The organism is Corynebacterium sp. LaCa54, assembly GCF_046717495.1.
GTDB lineage: Bacteria > Actinomycetota > Actinomycetes > Mycobacteriales > Mycobacteriaceae > Corynebacterium > Corynebacterium kefirresidentii.
The window spans coordinates 136472-150833 of record NZ_CP177115.1; the positions used below are offsets into that span (position 1 = coordinate 136472).

Annotated in this window: 19 protein-coding genes; 16 read left to right on the forward strand and 3 right to left on the reverse strand. The window is 60.6% G+C overall.

The genetic code is table 11. The annotated features are described in order from the left end of the window. Positions 1–105: 105 nt before the first annotated feature. From ACLI1M_RS00660 to ACLI1M_RS00675, 4 genes are all read left to right on the forward strand, one after another. Entirely contained in the window at positions 106–234 is a 129-nt protein-coding gene (locus ACLI1M_RS00660) for a hypothetical protein (protein WP_023020313.1), read from the forward strand. A gap of 344 nt (positions 235–578) precedes the next feature. Continuing rightward, positions 579–707 (forward strand): hypothetical protein, encoded by a 129-nt coding sequence (locus ACLI1M_RS00665; protein ID WP_282439181.1) that lies wholly within the window; start codon positions 579–581, stop codon positions 705–707. A 105-nt stretch (positions 708–812) separates the two neighbouring features. Beyond that, a complete protein-coding gene (cmtR, locus tag ACLI1M_RS00670; RefSeq protein ID WP_248099305.1) occupies positions 813–1172 on the forward strand; it encodes a Cd(II)/Pb(II)-sensing metalloregulatory transcriptional regulator CmtR in 360 nt (119 codons plus the stop codon). Next, entirely contained in the window at positions 1169–3061 is a 1893-nt protein-coding gene (locus ACLI1M_RS00675; protein ID WP_248099304.1) for a heavy metal translocating P-type ATPase, read from the forward strand. Before cmtR ends, ACLI1M_RS00675 begins: the two co-directional genes overlap by 4 nt. A gap of 916 nt (positions 3062–3977) precedes the next feature. Here ACLI1M_RS00675 and ACLI1M_RS00680 read toward each other — a convergent pair. Further along, positions 3978–4703 (reverse strand): TIGR02391 family protein, encoded by a 726-nt coding sequence (locus ACLI1M_RS00680; RefSeq protein ID WP_023020317.1) that lies wholly within the window; start codon positions 4701–4703, stop codon positions 3978–3980. A 113-nt stretch (positions 4704–4816) separates the two neighbouring features. Between ACLI1M_RS00680 and ACLI1M_RS00685 the strand changes: the two genes are divergently transcribed. The 11 genes from ACLI1M_RS00685 (at position 4817) to ACLI1M_RS00735 (ending at position 10893) form a co-directional block, all read left to right on the forward strand. Beyond that, positions 4817–5167, forward strand: a complete 351-nt coding sequence (locus ACLI1M_RS00685) for a VOC family protein (protein ID WP_034656146.1) — start codon at positions 4817–4819, stop codon at positions 5165–5167. Positions 5168–5255: 88 nt separating this feature from the next. Then, on the forward strand, positions 5256–5792 hold the full coding sequence (locus ACLI1M_RS00690) for a LysE family translocator (RefSeq protein WP_411706611.1): 537 nt from the start codon (positions 5256–5258) through the stop codon (positions 5790–5792). A gap of 136 nt (positions 5793–5928) precedes the next feature. Further along, positions 5929–6603 carry a LysE family translocator gene (locus tag ACLI1M_RS00695; protein ID WP_248099300.1) on the forward strand — a complete coding sequence of 225 codons (675 nt, stop codon included), beginning with the start codon at positions 5929–5931 and terminating at the stop codon, positions 6601–6603. Positions 6604–6612: 9 nt separating this feature from the next. Further along, positions 6613–6942, forward strand: a complete 330-nt coding sequence (locus ACLI1M_RS00700) for a YbjQ family protein (protein ID WP_049358954.1) — start codon at positions 6613–6615, stop codon at positions 6940–6942. Further along, positions 6935–7870, forward strand: coding sequence for an alpha/beta hydrolase family esterase (locus ACLI1M_RS00705; RefSeq protein WP_248099298.1), 936 nt, complete (start codon positions 6935–6937; stop codon positions 7868–7870). Before ACLI1M_RS00700 ends, ACLI1M_RS00705 begins: the two co-directional genes overlap by 8 nt. Before the next feature lie 35 nt (positions 7871–7905). Then, entirely contained in the window at positions 7906–8190 is a 285-nt protein-coding gene (locus tag ACLI1M_RS00710; protein WP_150851437.1) for an RNA-binding S4 domain-containing protein, read from the forward strand. Then, entirely contained in the window at positions 8191–9018 is an 828-nt protein-coding gene (locus ACLI1M_RS00715; protein WP_248099297.1) for a VOC family protein, read from the forward strand. It begins immediately after the preceding gene. A gap of 5 nt (positions 9019–9023) precedes the next feature. Further along, complete coding sequence (locus ACLI1M_RS00720) at positions 9024–9329, forward strand: MGMT family protein (protein WP_023020325.1); 306 nt, start codon at positions 9024–9026, stop codon at positions 9327–9329. After that, a complete protein-coding gene (locus tag ACLI1M_RS00725; protein WP_023020326.1) occupies positions 9326–9685 on the forward strand; it encodes a DMT family transporter in 360 nt (119 codons plus the stop codon). The genes ACLI1M_RS00720 and ACLI1M_RS00725 overlap by 4 nt, the downstream gene beginning before the upstream one ends. After that, positions 9682–9999 (forward strand): DMT family transporter, encoded by a 318-nt coding sequence (locus ACLI1M_RS00730; protein ID WP_023027792.1) that lies wholly within the window; start codon positions 9682–9684, stop codon positions 9997–9999. Before ACLI1M_RS00725 ends, ACLI1M_RS00730 begins: the two co-directional genes overlap by 4 nt. Before the next feature lie 27 nt (positions 10000–10026). Beyond that, positions 10027–10893 carry a hypothetical protein gene (locus tag ACLI1M_RS00735; RefSeq protein ID WP_248099296.1) on the forward strand — a complete coding sequence of 289 codons (867 nt, stop codon included), beginning with the start codon at positions 10027–10029 and terminating at the stop codon, positions 10891–10893. A gap of 58 nt (positions 10894–10951) precedes the next feature. On the opposite strand, the gene ACLI1M_RS00740 is transcribed toward ACLI1M_RS00735, so the two are convergent. Next, a complete protein-coding gene (locus ACLI1M_RS00740; protein ID WP_023020336.1) occupies positions 10952–11803 on the reverse strand; it encodes a PrsW family intramembrane metalloprotease in 852 nt (283 codons plus the stop codon). Continuing rightward, entirely contained in the window at positions 11804–12385 is a 582-nt protein-coding gene (locus ACLI1M_RS00745) for a hypothetical protein (protein ID WP_023020337.1), read from the reverse strand. A 42-nt stretch (positions 12386–12427) separates the two neighbouring features. Here ACLI1M_RS00745 and ACLI1M_RS00750 point away from each other — a divergent pair, with 42 nt between their 5' ends. After that, positions 12428–14362: a M13 family metallopeptidase gene (locus ACLI1M_RS00750; RefSeq protein ID WP_023027794.1), complete on the forward strand. Its 1935-nt coding sequence runs from the start codon at positions 12428–12430 to the stop codon at positions 14360–14362.

Here is a 14362-nt window from a genome sequence, read left to right on the forward strand (position 1 = left end):
GCCCCCTTTCCCGTGCACCTCTCTGCTGGGCCAGAACCATGGTTTAATCGTCGGGCAAGGAATCGGCTCCGCTGGATTGAAGTGACAGAGTAAAGGAAGACATTGATGCTCAGCATTATCGCCTTAGTAATTAGTATCGTTTTCGCCGTATCCGTTCTGAGAAAGCTCGATGACATCGATAGGCACCTGAAGGAGCTGCTCTCCTCGCGCGAAGATGGCGAAACACCGCGTTAATCGTGCGGGTGGCTAAGGAGATGGTGAACGAATTTCGAATTAACCAACTGCAAAAGGCCCATACCGACCGTGAAATGGAATTTTCCTGCGATGTAGTTTGAAGGGCTATGTCTTCGTAGACCAAAGTGGTTTCCAAGCAGCAGTTCCAGTACTTCGTACGCGGGGTAGCCAACACCGCCGACTTCAAGGAAGTATCATTCCCGGATACCAGCGAAAAGAGATAGTCATTTGGCTATTAGAAAGCTTCGCTACGTGTGGTTTGACCCGTACGCAATGTCCGTGAGTGTCTAGCTCTTGATGGAGAACCTGGTGTCAGTGTCGCTGGCCGCACCTACGCCGCCGTCATGTCCGCCGACACCCTGTTCATCACCATCCCCACAGGGGTGGGTGTGGACATCCACGTGAAGATTCTGGAGAATTTCGCCGCCCACGTCGCCCCTCGTTGGGTTGGCAGGCGAACCGTGAAGGACTAGTCATCGGCTATCCCATCGACTAATTCTTGCAGGTCGCAGGACTTTCGCGTGACTGTTAGTTCAGCCCATTTTAAATAGTTCATCGCACACTGTATAGTTCAGCACATGCTGACTATTGCTTCGCGCCTCGACGTCATGAACCGGCTCGGCCGGGCCATGGCTGATCCGACGCGCTCCCGAATCCTGATAACCCTACTAGACGGTCCGAGCTACCCGGCTGTGCTCTCGCAAAGCTTGGATCTGACCCGCTCGAACGTTTCGAACCACCTGTCTTGCCTGCGCGATTGTGGCATTGTCGTCGCTGAGCCGGAGGGCCGCAAGACCCGCTACGAAATCGCCGATCCGCACGTCGCGGCAGCGCTCGAAGCGCTAGTCAACGCGACACTGGCCGTCGACGAGAATGCCCCCTGCATCGACACTGAGTGCTCGGTGCCCGGCTGCGGCGAGAAAGGAGCGGACGTATGAGTTCAGCATGTGGATGCGAACACGAACCCGCCACGGAGATCGACGAGCTCGATCGGCCATGGTGGAAGGACCCTGAGCTACTGCTGCCGATCTTCTCCGGCGTAGCCCTCATAACAGGACTGGCGCTGGACTGGTCCGACTTGGAGACGCCCGCGACGGTACTGTATTGGGTTGGCCTGCTGTTGGGCGCTTACACGTTCGCGCCTGGAGCGATCCGGAACCTTGTCACGAAGCGCAAGCTCGGCATTGGCTTGCTAATGACGATCAGCGCGGTCGGCGCGGTGATCCTCGGATTCGTCGGAGAAGCCGCGGCGCTAGCATTCCTGTACTCGATCGCCGAGGCACTGGAAGACAAGGCGATGGACCGGGCTCAAGGCGGACTGCGGGCACTGTTGAAGCTGGTACCGCAGACCGCGACGGTGCTGCGCGACGGCACAGCGGCCGAGGTCGCAGCGAAGGACCTCGAGGTTGGCGAGCTAATGCTCGTGCGCCCCGGGGAGCGGATCGCCACGGACGGCATCATTCGGTCCGGGCGCTCCAGCCTTGACACCTCAGCGATCACCGGAGAATCCATTCCGGAGGAGGTTGCGCCCGGCGACGAAGTGCCTGCGGGAGCGATCAACTCCGCCGGGGTGCTGGAGGTCGAGACGACCGCAGCTGGAACGGACAACTCGCTGACCACACTCGTGGACCTAGTCGAGCAAGCGCAGGCGGAAAAGGGCGACCGCGCCCGGATCGCCGACCGGATTGCCCAACCCCTAGTGCCCGGGGTGATGATCCTGGCGGTGCTGGTCGGCGTTATCGGCTCACTGCTGGGCGACCCTGAGACGTGGATCACCCGTGCGCTGGTAGTCCTGGTCGCAGCGTCGCCGTGCGCGCTGGCAATCTCCGTGCCGCTGACGGTCGTGGCCGCGATCGGCGCGGCCAGCCAGTTCGGAGTTGTCATCAAGTCCGGCGCGGCGTTCGAGCGACTCGGCGGCATCCGTCACCTGGCAGTGGACAAAACCGGAACCCTTACCCGCAACCAGCCTGAGGTTACCGGAGTGGTCCCGGCAGACGGATTCGATCGGACGCAGGTGCTTTCCTTCGCGGCAGCAGTTGAGCAGCAATCGACGCACCCCCTCGCCGCGGCGATCGCGGCAGCGGGGTCCGAAGCGCCCACCGCCTCGGACATCAGTGAGGAAGCTGGGCATGGCATCGGCGGCACCGTCGAAGGCCGACGGGTGCTGGTGGGCAGCCCCCGATGGATCGACGCCGGGCCACTGAAAGCGGACGTTGAGCGCATGGAGTCCGAGGGCCAGACCTGCGTCCTGGTCACCGTCGATGACGCTCTCGCCGGGGCGATCGGGGTCCGCGACGAGTTGCGGCCCGAGGTGCCCGAAGCCGTGCAGGCCCTGCACGCCAACGACGTGGAAGTAAGCATGCTCACCGGCGACAACACTCGCACCGCCCGGGCGCTGGCTGGAATCGCCGGAATCAACGACGTGCGCGCCGAGCTGCGCCCTGAGGACAAGGCAAGCATCGTCGCCGAATTCTCCTCCAAGACGCCGACGGCGATGATCGGCGACGGCATCAACGACGCGCCGGCACTGGCGGGCGCGACGGTGGGCATAGCGATGGGAGCGACCGGCTCTGACGCCGCGATCGAGTCCGCTGACGTCGCCTTCACCGGCCACGACCTCCGGCTAATCCCGAAGGCGCTGCAGCACGCCCGCCGAGGAAGCCGGATCATCAACCAGAACATCGTGCTGTCTCTGGCCATCATCATCGTGTTGTTGCCACTGGCGATCAGCGGCGTGCTGGGCCTGGCCGCCGTCGTGTTGGTTCACGAGGTCGCCGAAGTGATCGTGATCTTGAACGGCCTGCGGGCTGCGCAAGCGAAGCGCTGAGGCTGTGACCGGCAAGTCTCATAAGGGTTAAACCACACACGCCGAGCGGACACACCATGGGCCAGGCACGTCATTCGAGTTTACGGTCCGTCTCCGTGGAATCGGGATCGTACTCGGTGATCTGTCCCTTCTCGGTGCGTGTGGGCACGGGGCTGTGGGCGAGCCACCACCCGGCACGTGCCCCAGCCGGTCAAGGGCCCCGAGCGCTCGGCGTCTCCAGCGCAGATCGTGGAAGGATCGAACTTGCTCAGGGACCAAGCGTCACTGCGAGACTCTTTTTGTCCCGCAACTTGAATAGTTCAGCGGCCTTGATACCGCGGACATCCATTCGGAGTGTTGCCGAGTCTCATCGACACAGCCTGCGACTACCTGGGCAGTGTGTTTGACAAAGGACCCCACCCTCATCAGCATTGACGAGCCCTCGCCGTTCCAGTTGCCGTAACCGACTAGATGCAGATTCTTCACCGCGGTTTCGCGGCCGCGCATGAGGTGGCGGAATAGACCGAGAGCCGAACGAAAACCAGCGCACCAGATCAGATGGTCGTGGTCGTGCTCACTAAAGCTATCGAAGATGGGGGATGTCCCCGAGGTTCGGGCCGGAATCGCCGCCGAGCATCCGGCGGCGGCCGCGTCGGCGAACGAACAGACCGCGCTTCAACTTACCCCCCAATAACGCGAAGCGCCATCAACGCCTCGCGTTACACGTTTAATTTGAACTCCACAGAGTGTCGGCGCAGTTTAACGGGTGCGAGATTCATTCTTGGACCCAGCCCAGTCGCTGGCGTTAACCTTGCACAAAACTACGGCGATGGTCCTGGACGGCCTTGCTGACTGAGCACCCGGCACCTCCATCACAGGCGTTCGTGCTCCCCACATCCTTCGCTCAAGCGGACTTCTATCCCGTAAACCGATGTTGTCACCCCTCCAGGACGGTAGCCTTATCAACCCAGCGAGCCAATAGACTGAAAGCCGCGAGCTGCTCCAACGCGATTTGCTCCTCACCACCGTCGTGTGGAACATGCATCCCGGGATTGCGGATAGCCGCGTACAAGCCCTCTGCAAAGGCGCGGGCGCCCCGATGCAGGTTCTCAAACGTCTTACTGCCATCATTTTCCATAAGCCGAAGGCGCGGCGCATTACGCTTCGGATCATGGAGTGAAAACGCCTCGTTGAAAAGTGCTGTTTCAGATACGTCTAGGCGGTTCAGTTTCGCTTGGGTCTCTGCATTGACGCGGATGGCAGCCTGCATCACGGCTTGATGGTAGTGTCCGTGATTCCAGTAACCCTTGCCATTTTCCCACGCCCACGGATGCAGATTGGCTGCATCTAAGTCTGGCGTATTCTCTCCGAGCTTTTCAGCGAGTTCAGACCGACGTTCAAGCGCTGTCTTGGCCCGGGCCGCTTGACCCCTCAGCCAGCTATACTCCTTGTCCTGGACCGGGCGTCCTTGTCTCCACCCGGGAAGCACTCGGTCAAGGATCATTTCAACGACATGGGCGCGTGCCGCAGCCTCAGTCGGCGATCCACTCATAACGGTTCCAAGGTAGGCGATGCCCGGGCCCATGTCGGGGACTACCTTCGCTGTGACTTGCAGGAACGCGTCTATCTCATTGATCGCCCACTCGGGGTCCAGCTCGGCCATGCCTCCATTATGACGTATGGGGCTGACATGGCCGGAGAGAACTGGTCTGATACCCCCACCAGAAACACCCCGCATTGTTGCAGGCGCGCTGACGCGCGCCCATCATGGAAACCATGAGCGATCCCAACTTCACGATCCGCCAGATCACCTTCGACTGCCACGATCCCTCAAAGCTCGCCAAGTTTTGGTCCGCCGCAACCGGCTGCGAAATCGCCGCGGATTACGGCGATTTCGTGATGGTTGATTCCACCCCGGCGCTGGGATTTCAGCGCGTTGAGGAGCCGACACCTGGGAAAAACCGCATGCACGTCGACGTTGGCGGGGCGGAGCGCGAAACTTTAATAGAACGCCTCAAAGACCTAGGCGCCACCGAACTCACCACCCACGAAGCGCCGGGATTGGTGTGGACCGTCATGCAGGACCCGGAAGGCAACGAGTTCTGCGTGGGTAACCCCGGGGCCTAGCTACACGTTGAACTTGAACTCGACTTGGTTCAAGTCATCCGCGTGGCCCCGCGGTCGACCGGCGCCGGGTTGATGTGCGCGTTGGGGTGTGCAGCGGCACAGTGTTTTGGGTCACGGCATTGTTGGCTGGCTCTCCGCGGTGATCACTGCACGGCCTAGTGTGTTGGGTGCGCTGCAACTCATTGGCGGGCTATTCCTTATTTATATGGGTGTATCTTCGGTTCGCTCCGGTTTCGCCTCCCGCCGCGCACCTACGGTGGTGGTGGGCACCGAGGATTATACGGATCAGGCCATCGCGGCCGGCAGCATTAATGACATGACTGGGTGGCGCGCCTATAAGCTCGGGGTGGTCACGAACCTATCCAATCCGAAAGCACTCGTGTTCTTCGGCGCGGTTTTCGCGCAGTTTATTCGCCCTGATATGTCGCCCGCTTGGACCGTTGCGGTAGCGGTGATCCTCTTGGCGATGTCCGTGACGTGGTTTTCTACCTTTGCTCTCATTGTGCGCGCGGCATCGCGCTGGATTGCGCATCATTCCGCGGCCATCGATATCGTTTCCGGTCTTATCTTTGCGGTGCTGGGACTGGTTATGGCCGTGGAGGGCGTCATCGAGCTCTTTGGTTAGTGCAGGTGGCGGATTTCTATAAAAGAGTTGATATAGGAGCTACCTAAATCACAGGACTTACCTGTTTCGCTGCAGGTGAGAGCGTCCTTATAGTGGCATGCGTTGATCCAATGGCATGCGAGTATGGAGGTGTTAGGTGGCTATTAGCGCCCTAGTGACCCTGATGGGCGTGTGGTTCGCGGCGATGGCTTCGCCGGGGCCAGACGTAGTGCAAATCATTCGCTTAGGTGCGCGTTCTACGCGCGCAGCCGTCTGGGCGGCGCTTGGTAGTACCACCGGCCTTACCATTTGGACCGTGGCCTCCTTGGCGGGGCTGTCCGCGCTGATTTCCGCGCACCCTGGGATCCTCGTGGCGCTGCAGGTTCTCGGTGGCTGTTACCTGCTGTGGATGGCCTATACCGCCATTACCGGTGGAATCAAGGAGCGTCGCGCGCCCGCAACCGTCGTGGGCACCGAAACCCGCGCTCCGCAGCCGCGCGGGTTTACACCGGACGGCATTATCAAGGCGGGCACTGCCTACCGCATGGGATTTATCTGCGATCTCTCGAACCCTAAGGTGGTCATCTTCTTCGGCGCCATCTTTGCCAATTTCATTGATCCCGGTATGGGCATTGACGCCACTCTCATGGTGGGCGCCGTATTGATTCTGGAAAGCCTCGTGCTGTTTGTGGGCGTGGCTTTGAGTACTCGTGCGGTTTCAAAGTGGATGGCTAAGAACTCCGCCTGGGTGGATATTGTCAGCGGTGTGGTCTTCCTCTTGCTGGGTGTCATCATCCTTTTTGAGGGCGTGCGTGGACTTATAGCCATGTAATCTGGGGCCATGATTTTTACCACTACCAATACCGTTGATGGTTATGAGATTACGGACTATATCCGCATTATCGCCGGGGAAACCGTCATCGGTATTAATATGCTGAAGGATTTCGGGGCATCCATCCGCAATATCACCGGTGGGCGCTCCGCCGGGTACGAAAGCGAGGCCATCAAAGCACGCGAAGCGGCACTCGATGAATTGTGGCGGCGCGGTCAGGAGCTCGGGGCCGATGGTGTGGTGGGCATCGCCTTCGATTATTCGCCCATGGGAACGTCGAATGACATGTTGATGGTCACGGCCACTGGCACGGCGGTGAAGCTGCGCGCTCGTGATTAAAATCGGCAAGAAAACACTGGCCCTGTGCGCTGGGTTATGCGCGGCCGCCGGACTCATGGCGGGTTGCGAGGAAGAACCGCCGCAGCCGGGCAGCGTGCCAAATGAATCGCAAGGCGCGGCCGATGGCTATATCACCACGCTGCCGGACCAGGGCACAACGGCCAATGGCCGCTACCAGATCATTAACCTACAAAATCATCGCAGTTTTGTAGTCCACGTGCCGTTTAATGCGGATAAGCACCACCGCTTGCCCGTGGTCGTGGCGATGCACGGCTATGAGATGGACGCCGGAAATATGTTTAAAGGCACTGACCTTTCCCAAGGCGATGCCATTACCGTCTTTGTCCAAGGTGCGGGCAAGGCGTGGGCACCGGCACCCTATGCGGTAACCAGCTTGGAAGATGACCTCAAGTACGTGGATGACACGATTGATTTCGTCCGGCGCCATTATCCCGCCACGGACACCACCTATGGCGTGGGCTTTTCCAATGGCGGCGGATTCGCCCGCGCGGTGACCTGCAAGCGGCCGGGCCTATTCGATGCGGTGGCCACGGTTTCGGCGGCAAAATATGACCGCGTGGAAAAAGACTGTGCCAGCGAGCCCACCGATTACCTGGATATCCACGGCACTAAGGACGCGCTGATGAAATATGGCGGTGGGCGCCAACACGGAGCGCACTACCACTCGGTCAAACAATCGCTGCGCGGGATTGCGAAAGAGAATGGGTGCAATCCGTTTCCAAAGAGGCGTCGGAAAGAAGCAGTGGAGCACTTCACCTGGCGGGTATGTGATGCGCGCACCGAGCAGTACACCATCCACGGCGGCACGCACACGTGGAACGGTGGGGCCACGGACCATTCCGGCTTAGTTAAGGCAGAATGGACCACCGATACGGTGCTGGATTTCTTCCATATTGCCCACCCGTAGTCAGCGCAGCGCGCGGGCTGGGTAAGCTGGGCGGCATGCTAGACATTCCTATCAACGGCGACTCCATCAAATTGGGGCAGTTCATCAAGCTGGCCAGCTTGGTGGCTACCGGCGGCGAGGCCAAGGAACTCATCGCGGAAGGCGTGGTTACGGTCAATGGCGAGCCCGAAACGCGCCGGGGCGCCACGCTCCACCCGGGTGACGAAGTGTGCATCGAGGATGCCTGCGCACGTGTGGGCGAGCCGGACGATGACGATGATTACTTTGATGAGGCCACGGCCGATGATGACTTTGATCCGGAAAAGTGGAGGAATATGTAGATGCCAGCATTCGAAGCTGAAGTGGGCATGCCCTACTGGATTGACCTGACCACCTCGGACCCGCGCAAGTCTGCACGCTTCTACGAGGAAGTCCTGGGGTGGGAGATTTCCGCCGAGTCCGCGGAGGAAAAGTCTTATCAGATGGCGCGCTTGCAGGGCCTGCCCATCGCCGGACTTATCCCGCAACCGGAAGAAGCACCCATGCCGGATACTTGGGTGACCTACTTCCTCTCTAAGGACATCGCAGGTGATTGCCGGCGCGCCGAGAGCCTAGGCGGGCGCATCCTGGTGCAGCCGCAGCAAGTGCAGCTAGGTCATATGGCCTTGCTTGTCGACGCCGCCGGCGGTATGTTCGGCCTCATTCAACCCACCGGCCCAGAACACTTTGTCGCTGCCGGCGAGCCCGGCACCCCGGTATGGCACGAGCTCACCGCTACCTCGGGTTTCCAGCGCGCAATGGATTTTTATGGCGAGCTTTTCAATTGGGAAATTCGCGCCATGCAGTCCGAGGATGGGAACTTCATTTACGCCACCGCGGAAGAAGACGGTGCGCCGTTTGCCGGCCTGTGGAACGCCGAGGGCCAGTTCCCGCCGCAGGTGCCGAGCTTCTGGCAGACCTACTTGGGCGTGCGTGACATCGACGCCGCTGCGAAGAAGGCCGTGGAACTAGGCGGCGAGGTCATCCGCGAACCATGGGATTCGCCCTTTGGCCGCATGTGCCTCTTGGCCGATTCCACTGGTGCGACCATCACCCTCACCGAGGTCGAAGACGCCCCTGAAGAGGAGCCAACCGAAGCGGATGACGTGCTGGGGCTCGACCCGCAGTAATCGCGATGAGTGAGTCGCCACTGGTCAAGCGCGTATTGGCGGTCGTGGCCGTGATTCCACCCGGCAACGTCACCTCCTATGGTGAGGTGGCTAAGGTGGCCGGTTGCGGCGCGCGCAATGTCGGTACCGTGTTAAAGCGCCACGGTGCCGGTACCGCCTGGTGGCGCGTGGTCCGCGCCGATGGCACCTCTCATGATCCCGTCCGCGCGGCGGACTACTGGGACCGGGAGGCCATCGCCCACGCTGGCGGCCGCGTTAAAATGCACGAGCACGGAATCGACACCCGCGAATTACAGGAGTTGATGGAGTGAGGGCCTGGGTCATCCTTTTTCTCGCGATTGCGAGCGAAGTCGTGGGTACCATCGCGCTGAAATACGCCGTGGACCATTTCTGGATCTACGGTGTTGCCGCTCTTTGTTTCATCCTCGCCTTCGTGCTCCTGCACCGCGTCATGCAAAAAGGCGTCAATGTGGGCGTGGCCTACGGCCTCTGGGCATCCGGCGGAGTAATTTCCACCGCGCTGCTTTCCGCCGCGCTCTTTGGCGAGCCGCTCGGAGCAGTAAAACTCGCTGGCATCGCGCTCATTATGGCCGGCGTATTCTGCGTGGAAATGGGCGCTAAACCGCACGAGGATGAAAACCGCACGGTGGAGGTGGCACCGCAATGATCTGGTTTCTGCTTTTCCTCGCTACCGCCATTGAGGTCACCGGCACGCTGTGCCTGCGCATGTCCGCGGTGACCGGTCGTCGCTTCTGGGTTGTGCTCGTCGCCCTGTGTTATGTCAGCGCCTATGGTTTCTTGGCGCTCGTGCTCAAGGCCGGCATGGACTTGGGCGTGGCTTATGGCATCTGGGCTGCCACTGGTGTCGCGCTTACCGCCGTCGCCTCATATCTCCTCTTCAAGGAGCCATTCACCTGGTTAAAATCCCTCGGAGTGGTTCTGATCGTCGGGGGAGTGCTGCTGGTAGAAGCTGGTGCGTAGCACCTGCGGGGGCGCTACTATATTTTCATGATGAAAAAGCTGGCGGTAGGTTCCCTGGTTACCGCACTCTCCCTCGCAATCGCCCCTGCCGCCCAGGCTGTCACCCTCGATCCGCACGCTGTGCCCGCGCGCACCCAGATCACCGTCCGGCATGATTCTGGCGCGACTGTGTCCACCGCTAATGCCCATGAGTCTCGTCCCGCGCTGTCATTGAGCAAGCTCTACTTGGGCTATTGGGTCCTAAAATACGGTGCGCCGGCCGACAAAGCCCGCGTGGAGCACATGATCCGCGTCAGCGATGACAACGTGGCTACCGACTTGGATCGCCGCTACCCGCAAGCCATCCCCAGCACCATCCACGAGTTTGGACTGCGCGAAACGCACTACACCGGGTATTGGGGAACGACCACTACGTCCACCGAGGACGTAGCGCGTTTTACCTCGCGTATTCAGCACGATCCCATTGCCGCACCCATCATGACCGGTATGGCCAACGCCGCCCCTGTGGCTGCCGATGGCTACCGCCAAGATTTTGGTACCTCACGAATTCCGGGCGTTATCGGTACCAAGTTTGGCTGGTCCGATAATCGCCGCATCCATGCCTCGGTATCCACCGCCCCTGGATTTACCGTAGCCGCCAATACCTACGGTGACGCGGGCACTCATACCGCAGATGTCACCCGGGCCGTACATAATGACCCAGGCGCACTACCCGCAGCGGGCGGTTCTAGCCAAGCTATTGGCGCGCGCATCGAACGCGATTTGAATCTACAAGGCCCCGCGCGTCAGGCCGTTCGCGATGCCACCCGCACGGCAGCGAGCTACGAGCGTCAAGCCTGCGCGAGCGCGAACCAGGCATTGGCGCAGGTAACGCCGATGCGTGTGTGCAACTAGGACTTGCAGAGCTCGACAGAACTACAAAGCGTGCTGGGGTTGGATGGCGCAGGCGGCTTTAACGGATGAAGGCGAGGGCGTCTTCGGCGGTGCTGTGGCTGTAGCTCTCGTCGGTTTTGGCAAGCTTATTACCGCGCAGCACCAGCCAGATGCTCAGCGGGTAAAGAATAAGCGCCACGACAACGGCTTGGATGATCGAGGCCACCTCGGAATCGTGCAGGTAATTCCAGCAGAAGTGCAGTGTAAAGGAGGCGGCTAGGGCGCCGAGGAAGACTCCGATGCGCCACCACCAGGGTTTGGCGGCGGCATAGAGTGCCCAGCCGATGCCCCAGCCGGCCAGCGCGGTGAGCAATACGTGTAGGCCAGGACCGGCGATAAGGCGCAGGCCCCACATTTCAAAAAGCCCCTGGATATCGCTATCAGGATGCATGGTGGCGCCCATGGCGCCGTAGAGGATATTTTCGCAGGCCTCGAAGCCAAGGCCCACCACTGCGCCCACCATCCAGCCGTGCCACGGGCGGTTGAGCTGGCGGAAGGACATGAGCACGAAGATTACGCCGGTGGCCTTAGAAATTTCTTCCGGATAGGCACCGCTCCACGACATCATGGCGTCGACCCAGCCGGAGCCAATGGCGAGCTGCATGACCGGCCCAGCGCTGATAAGCGCCAAGGCAACGGCTACTCCGCCGCCCCAAAGGAAAGCCAGCGTGGCCCATAGGCGCGCCGGGCGGGCCCACATGGGGCTGCGTTGCAGCAGGTAGATGACCAGCGCCACGAGTATGGCGGCGATGAGCAGGCTGAGCAGGCCCATCAGGGGAGAAATCAAAAATGTGCTTAGCGTCTGGAAAAAGAAGGCGATGAGTCCAATGGCGGATAAGATCCACAGCGTGGTGCGAAAGAGCTTAGACATCTAGAACATCAACTCCCCGGAGAAATCAGCGAATTCTGAATCGGCATCGGCGGGTAGATCCTTTTGGCCGAAGGCATGCCAAATGCGGGAGGCGGTGGCGCGGGCCTGCTCACCCTTGCCGGTCACGGTGACCACCCAATCCTTGTTTTCGTCCTCGCCGGTGCCGTCGAGGGAGAGGGCGGCGGTGGAGGAGGGGGCGTCGGCAAGCAGGAGTGCCCCGTTAGTGCCGTCGAAGGTAGGGGCATCGGCCGGCAAGGGCGCCATGGCTAGGGCGCGGACCATGCGGCGCAAGGTGGTGGCATCGTCTTTGGCATCTTCGGTAAGGGTGGCTTGTACGCTGACATCGCCGCAGTTCCAGCCGATGCTGGCGAGGGATTCATAGTCGCGCTCGCAATAAAGATCGGGAACGTCAATCTCCCAGTCCTGGCTGGGCTCGGCTAGGGTGACCTGCTCGACGTCTGCGGAAGAATCCCCCAGCGCCGCCTGCACGATCATGGGCAGGGCAAGAACCACCGCCACGAACGCAATGACGGCGCAGAAAAGGCGCCGCGGATGCGCTGGAGGAAAGCGATAAAAATTCATGGACCACACCTTATCTTGTCGCTTTGCCCTAGAGTGGCAAGCATGAAAGATCTTTATCAACTAGTCAATGGACCCTGGCTGGAAAGCCACGTTATTCCCGATGATCGCGGCGTGGACGGCACCTTTCACGCGCTGCGCGACGAAGCTGAAGAACTCGTCCACGAAATCGTGGAAAAGGACACCGGCCGACCGGGCAAGCTCTATGCCTCCTTTATGGATACCGAAGGGGTTAATGCGGCCGGCATGGCTCCATTGGATGCGGATCTGGACCGCCTGAGCGCGGCCGACCCAGAGGAATTAGCGCAACGCCTGGGTGAACTCGAGCGCACCGGTGTCGGCTCCCCGGTGACCTTTTGGGTATCCAAGGACTCTGGTTCCGAGGACGCCATTGCCTATGTCATTCAATCCGGCCTGGGCCTGCCGGATGAGGCTTATTACCGCGAGGAAGCTCACGCCGAAACACTGGCCGCCTATGAAAAGCATGTGGCAGAGATGCTGGAGTTCCTCGACCCAGCCCGCCTCTTTGGCCTAGGCGCCGAGGTAGCCGCCCAGCGCATCGTGGGCTTGGAAAAGGAACTTGCCGCTGGCCATTGGGATGTGGTCTCCACACGCGATGCGGTCAAGACCTATAACCCGTGTGAGTTTGGCGAGCTGCCCGCCATGGCGCGGGCCGTGCTCTCCGGCGGCAACCTGCCGGAGCACCGCGTAGTCAATATGATGCCGTCCTACCTCGAGCACTTCGAGAGCCTTTTTACCTCCGAGCGCATGGCCGATTGGCAGCTGTGGGCCACCTGGCACATCCTGCGCTCCCGCGCGGCCATGCTGCCGGAGGAAGTAGGCGCGAAGAACTTTGAGTTCTACGGCACCAAGCTCTCCGGCGCCACCCAGCAGCGCGACCGGTGGAAGCGCGCGGTAGGCCTGGCTGAGTCCCTCGTGGGCGAAGAGATTGGCCAGGTATTCGTGGATAAGCACTTCCCGGACTCCTCCAAGCAAGAGATGGATGAGCTGGTGGACTACCTCATCGCCGCCTACCGTGAGCGCATCTCCCAGCTGGAGTGGATGACCCCGGCCACCCGCGAGCGTGCCTTGGAGAAACTTTCCCAGTTCAAGGCCAAGATTGGCTTCCCGGATTCCTGGCGCGATTACTCCGGCCTCGAGGTCTCCGGCAAGGGCGCGGACCTGTTGGCTAATGCGCGTGCCGGCTCTGCCTTTTCTCACGACTTCGAGCTGGCCAAGATTGGCAAGCCGGCCGATCGCGATGAATGGGTGACTACCCCGCAAACGGTCAACGCCTTTTATAACCCAGTGGTCAATGACATCACCTTCCCAGCGGCAATCCTGCGCCCGCCGTTCTATAACCCGAAGGCCGATGCCGCAGAAAACTTCGGCGCCATCGGTGCTGTCATCGGCCACGAGATCGGCCACGGCTTTGATGACCAGGGCTCGCAGTTTGATGGTCAGGGCAACCTGAACTCCTGGTGGTCCGATGAGGATCGCGCCGCCTTTGAAAAGCTCACCGCCAAGCTGGTGGAGCAGTTCAATGGCCAGGTACCGACGGTGCTCAAGGAGGCCGGCATCGAATCTACTGGGGTGAACGGCAGCTTTACCCTGGGCGAGAATATCGGTGACCTAGGCGGCCTGGGTATCGCCGTGGTGGCTTTTAAGAACTACTGCGCCGATAAGGGCATCGACCTGCAGGGCAAGGAGGAAAAGTTCGAGGTAGACGGTGCCGAGCCAGAGCTGGCTGAGCACACCTACAATGGCCTACAGCGCTTCTTCCTGTCCTGGGCCCGCGTATGGCGCACCGCCATCCGTCCGGAGATGGCCACCCAGTACCTAGCCATTGACCCGCACTCGCCGGCGGAGTTCCGCTGCAACCTCATTGCGGCCAATATTGCGGAGTTTTACGAGGCCTTTGACGTGGCAGAAGATTCTTCCATGTACATTGCGCCGGAGGATCGCGTCACCATTTGGTAG

What these genes read in the sequence shown, in the direction of transcription:
- ACLI1M_RS00660 (WP_023020313.1), top strand. Translation starts at nt 106, where the DNA reads ATGCTCAGCATTATCGCCTTAGTAATTAGTATCGTTTTCGCCGTATCC.
- ACLI1M_RS00665 (WP_282439181.1), top strand. Translation starts at nt 579, where the DNA reads ATGTCCGCCGACACCCTGTTCATCACCATCCCCACAGGGGTGGGTGTG.
- cmtR (WP_248099305.1), top strand. Translation starts at nt 813, where the DNA reads ATGCTGACTATTGCTTCGCGCCTCGACGTCATGAACCGGCTCGGCCGG.
- ACLI1M_RS00675 (WP_248099304.1), top strand. Translation starts at nt 1,169, where the DNA reads ATGAGTTCAGCATGTGGATGCGAACACGAACCCGCCACGGAGATCGAC.
- ACLI1M_RS00680 (WP_023020317.1), bottom strand. Translation starts at nt 4,703, where the DNA reads ATGGCCGAGCTGGACCCCGAGTGGGCGATCAATGAGATAGACGCGTTC.
- ACLI1M_RS00685 (WP_034656146.1), top strand. Translation starts at nt 4,817, where the DNA reads ATGAGCGATCCCAACTTCACGATCCGCCAGATCACCTTCGACTGCCAC.
- ACLI1M_RS00700 (WP_049358954.1), top strand. Translation starts at nt 6,613, where the DNA reads ATGATTTTTACCACTACCAATACCGTTGATGGTTATGAGATTACGGAC.
- ACLI1M_RS00710 (WP_150851437.1), top strand. Translation starts at nt 7,906, where the DNA reads ATGCTAGACATTCCTATCAACGGCGACTCCATCAAATTGGGGCAGTTC.
- ACLI1M_RS00715 (WP_248099297.1), top strand. Translation starts at nt 8,191, where the DNA reads ATGCCAGCATTCGAAGCTGAAGTGGGCATGCCCTACTGGATTGACCTG.
- ACLI1M_RS00720 (WP_023020325.1), top strand. Translation starts at nt 9,024, where the DNA reads ATGAGTGAGTCGCCACTGGTCAAGCGCGTATTGGCGGTCGTGGCCGTG.
- ACLI1M_RS00730 (WP_023027792.1), top strand. Translation starts at nt 9,682, where the DNA reads ATGATCTGGTTTCTGCTTTTCCTCGCTACCGCCATTGAGGTCACCGGC.
- ACLI1M_RS00735 (WP_248099296.1), top strand. Translation starts at nt 10,027, where the DNA reads ATGATGAAAAAGCTGGCGGTAGGTTCCCTGGTTACCGCACTCTCCCTC.
- ACLI1M_RS00740 (WP_023020336.1), bottom strand. Translation starts at nt 11,803, where the DNA reads ATGTCTAAGCTCTTTCGCACCACGCTGTGGATCTTATCCGCCATTGGA.
- ACLI1M_RS00745 (WP_023020337.1), bottom strand. Translation starts at nt 12,385, where the DNA reads ATGAATTTTTATCGCTTTCCTCCAGCGCATCCGCGGCGCCTTTTCTGC.
- ACLI1M_RS00750 (WP_023027794.1), top strand. Translation starts at nt 12,428, where the DNA reads ATGAAAGATCTTTATCAACTAGTCAATGGACCCTGGCTGGAAAGCCAC.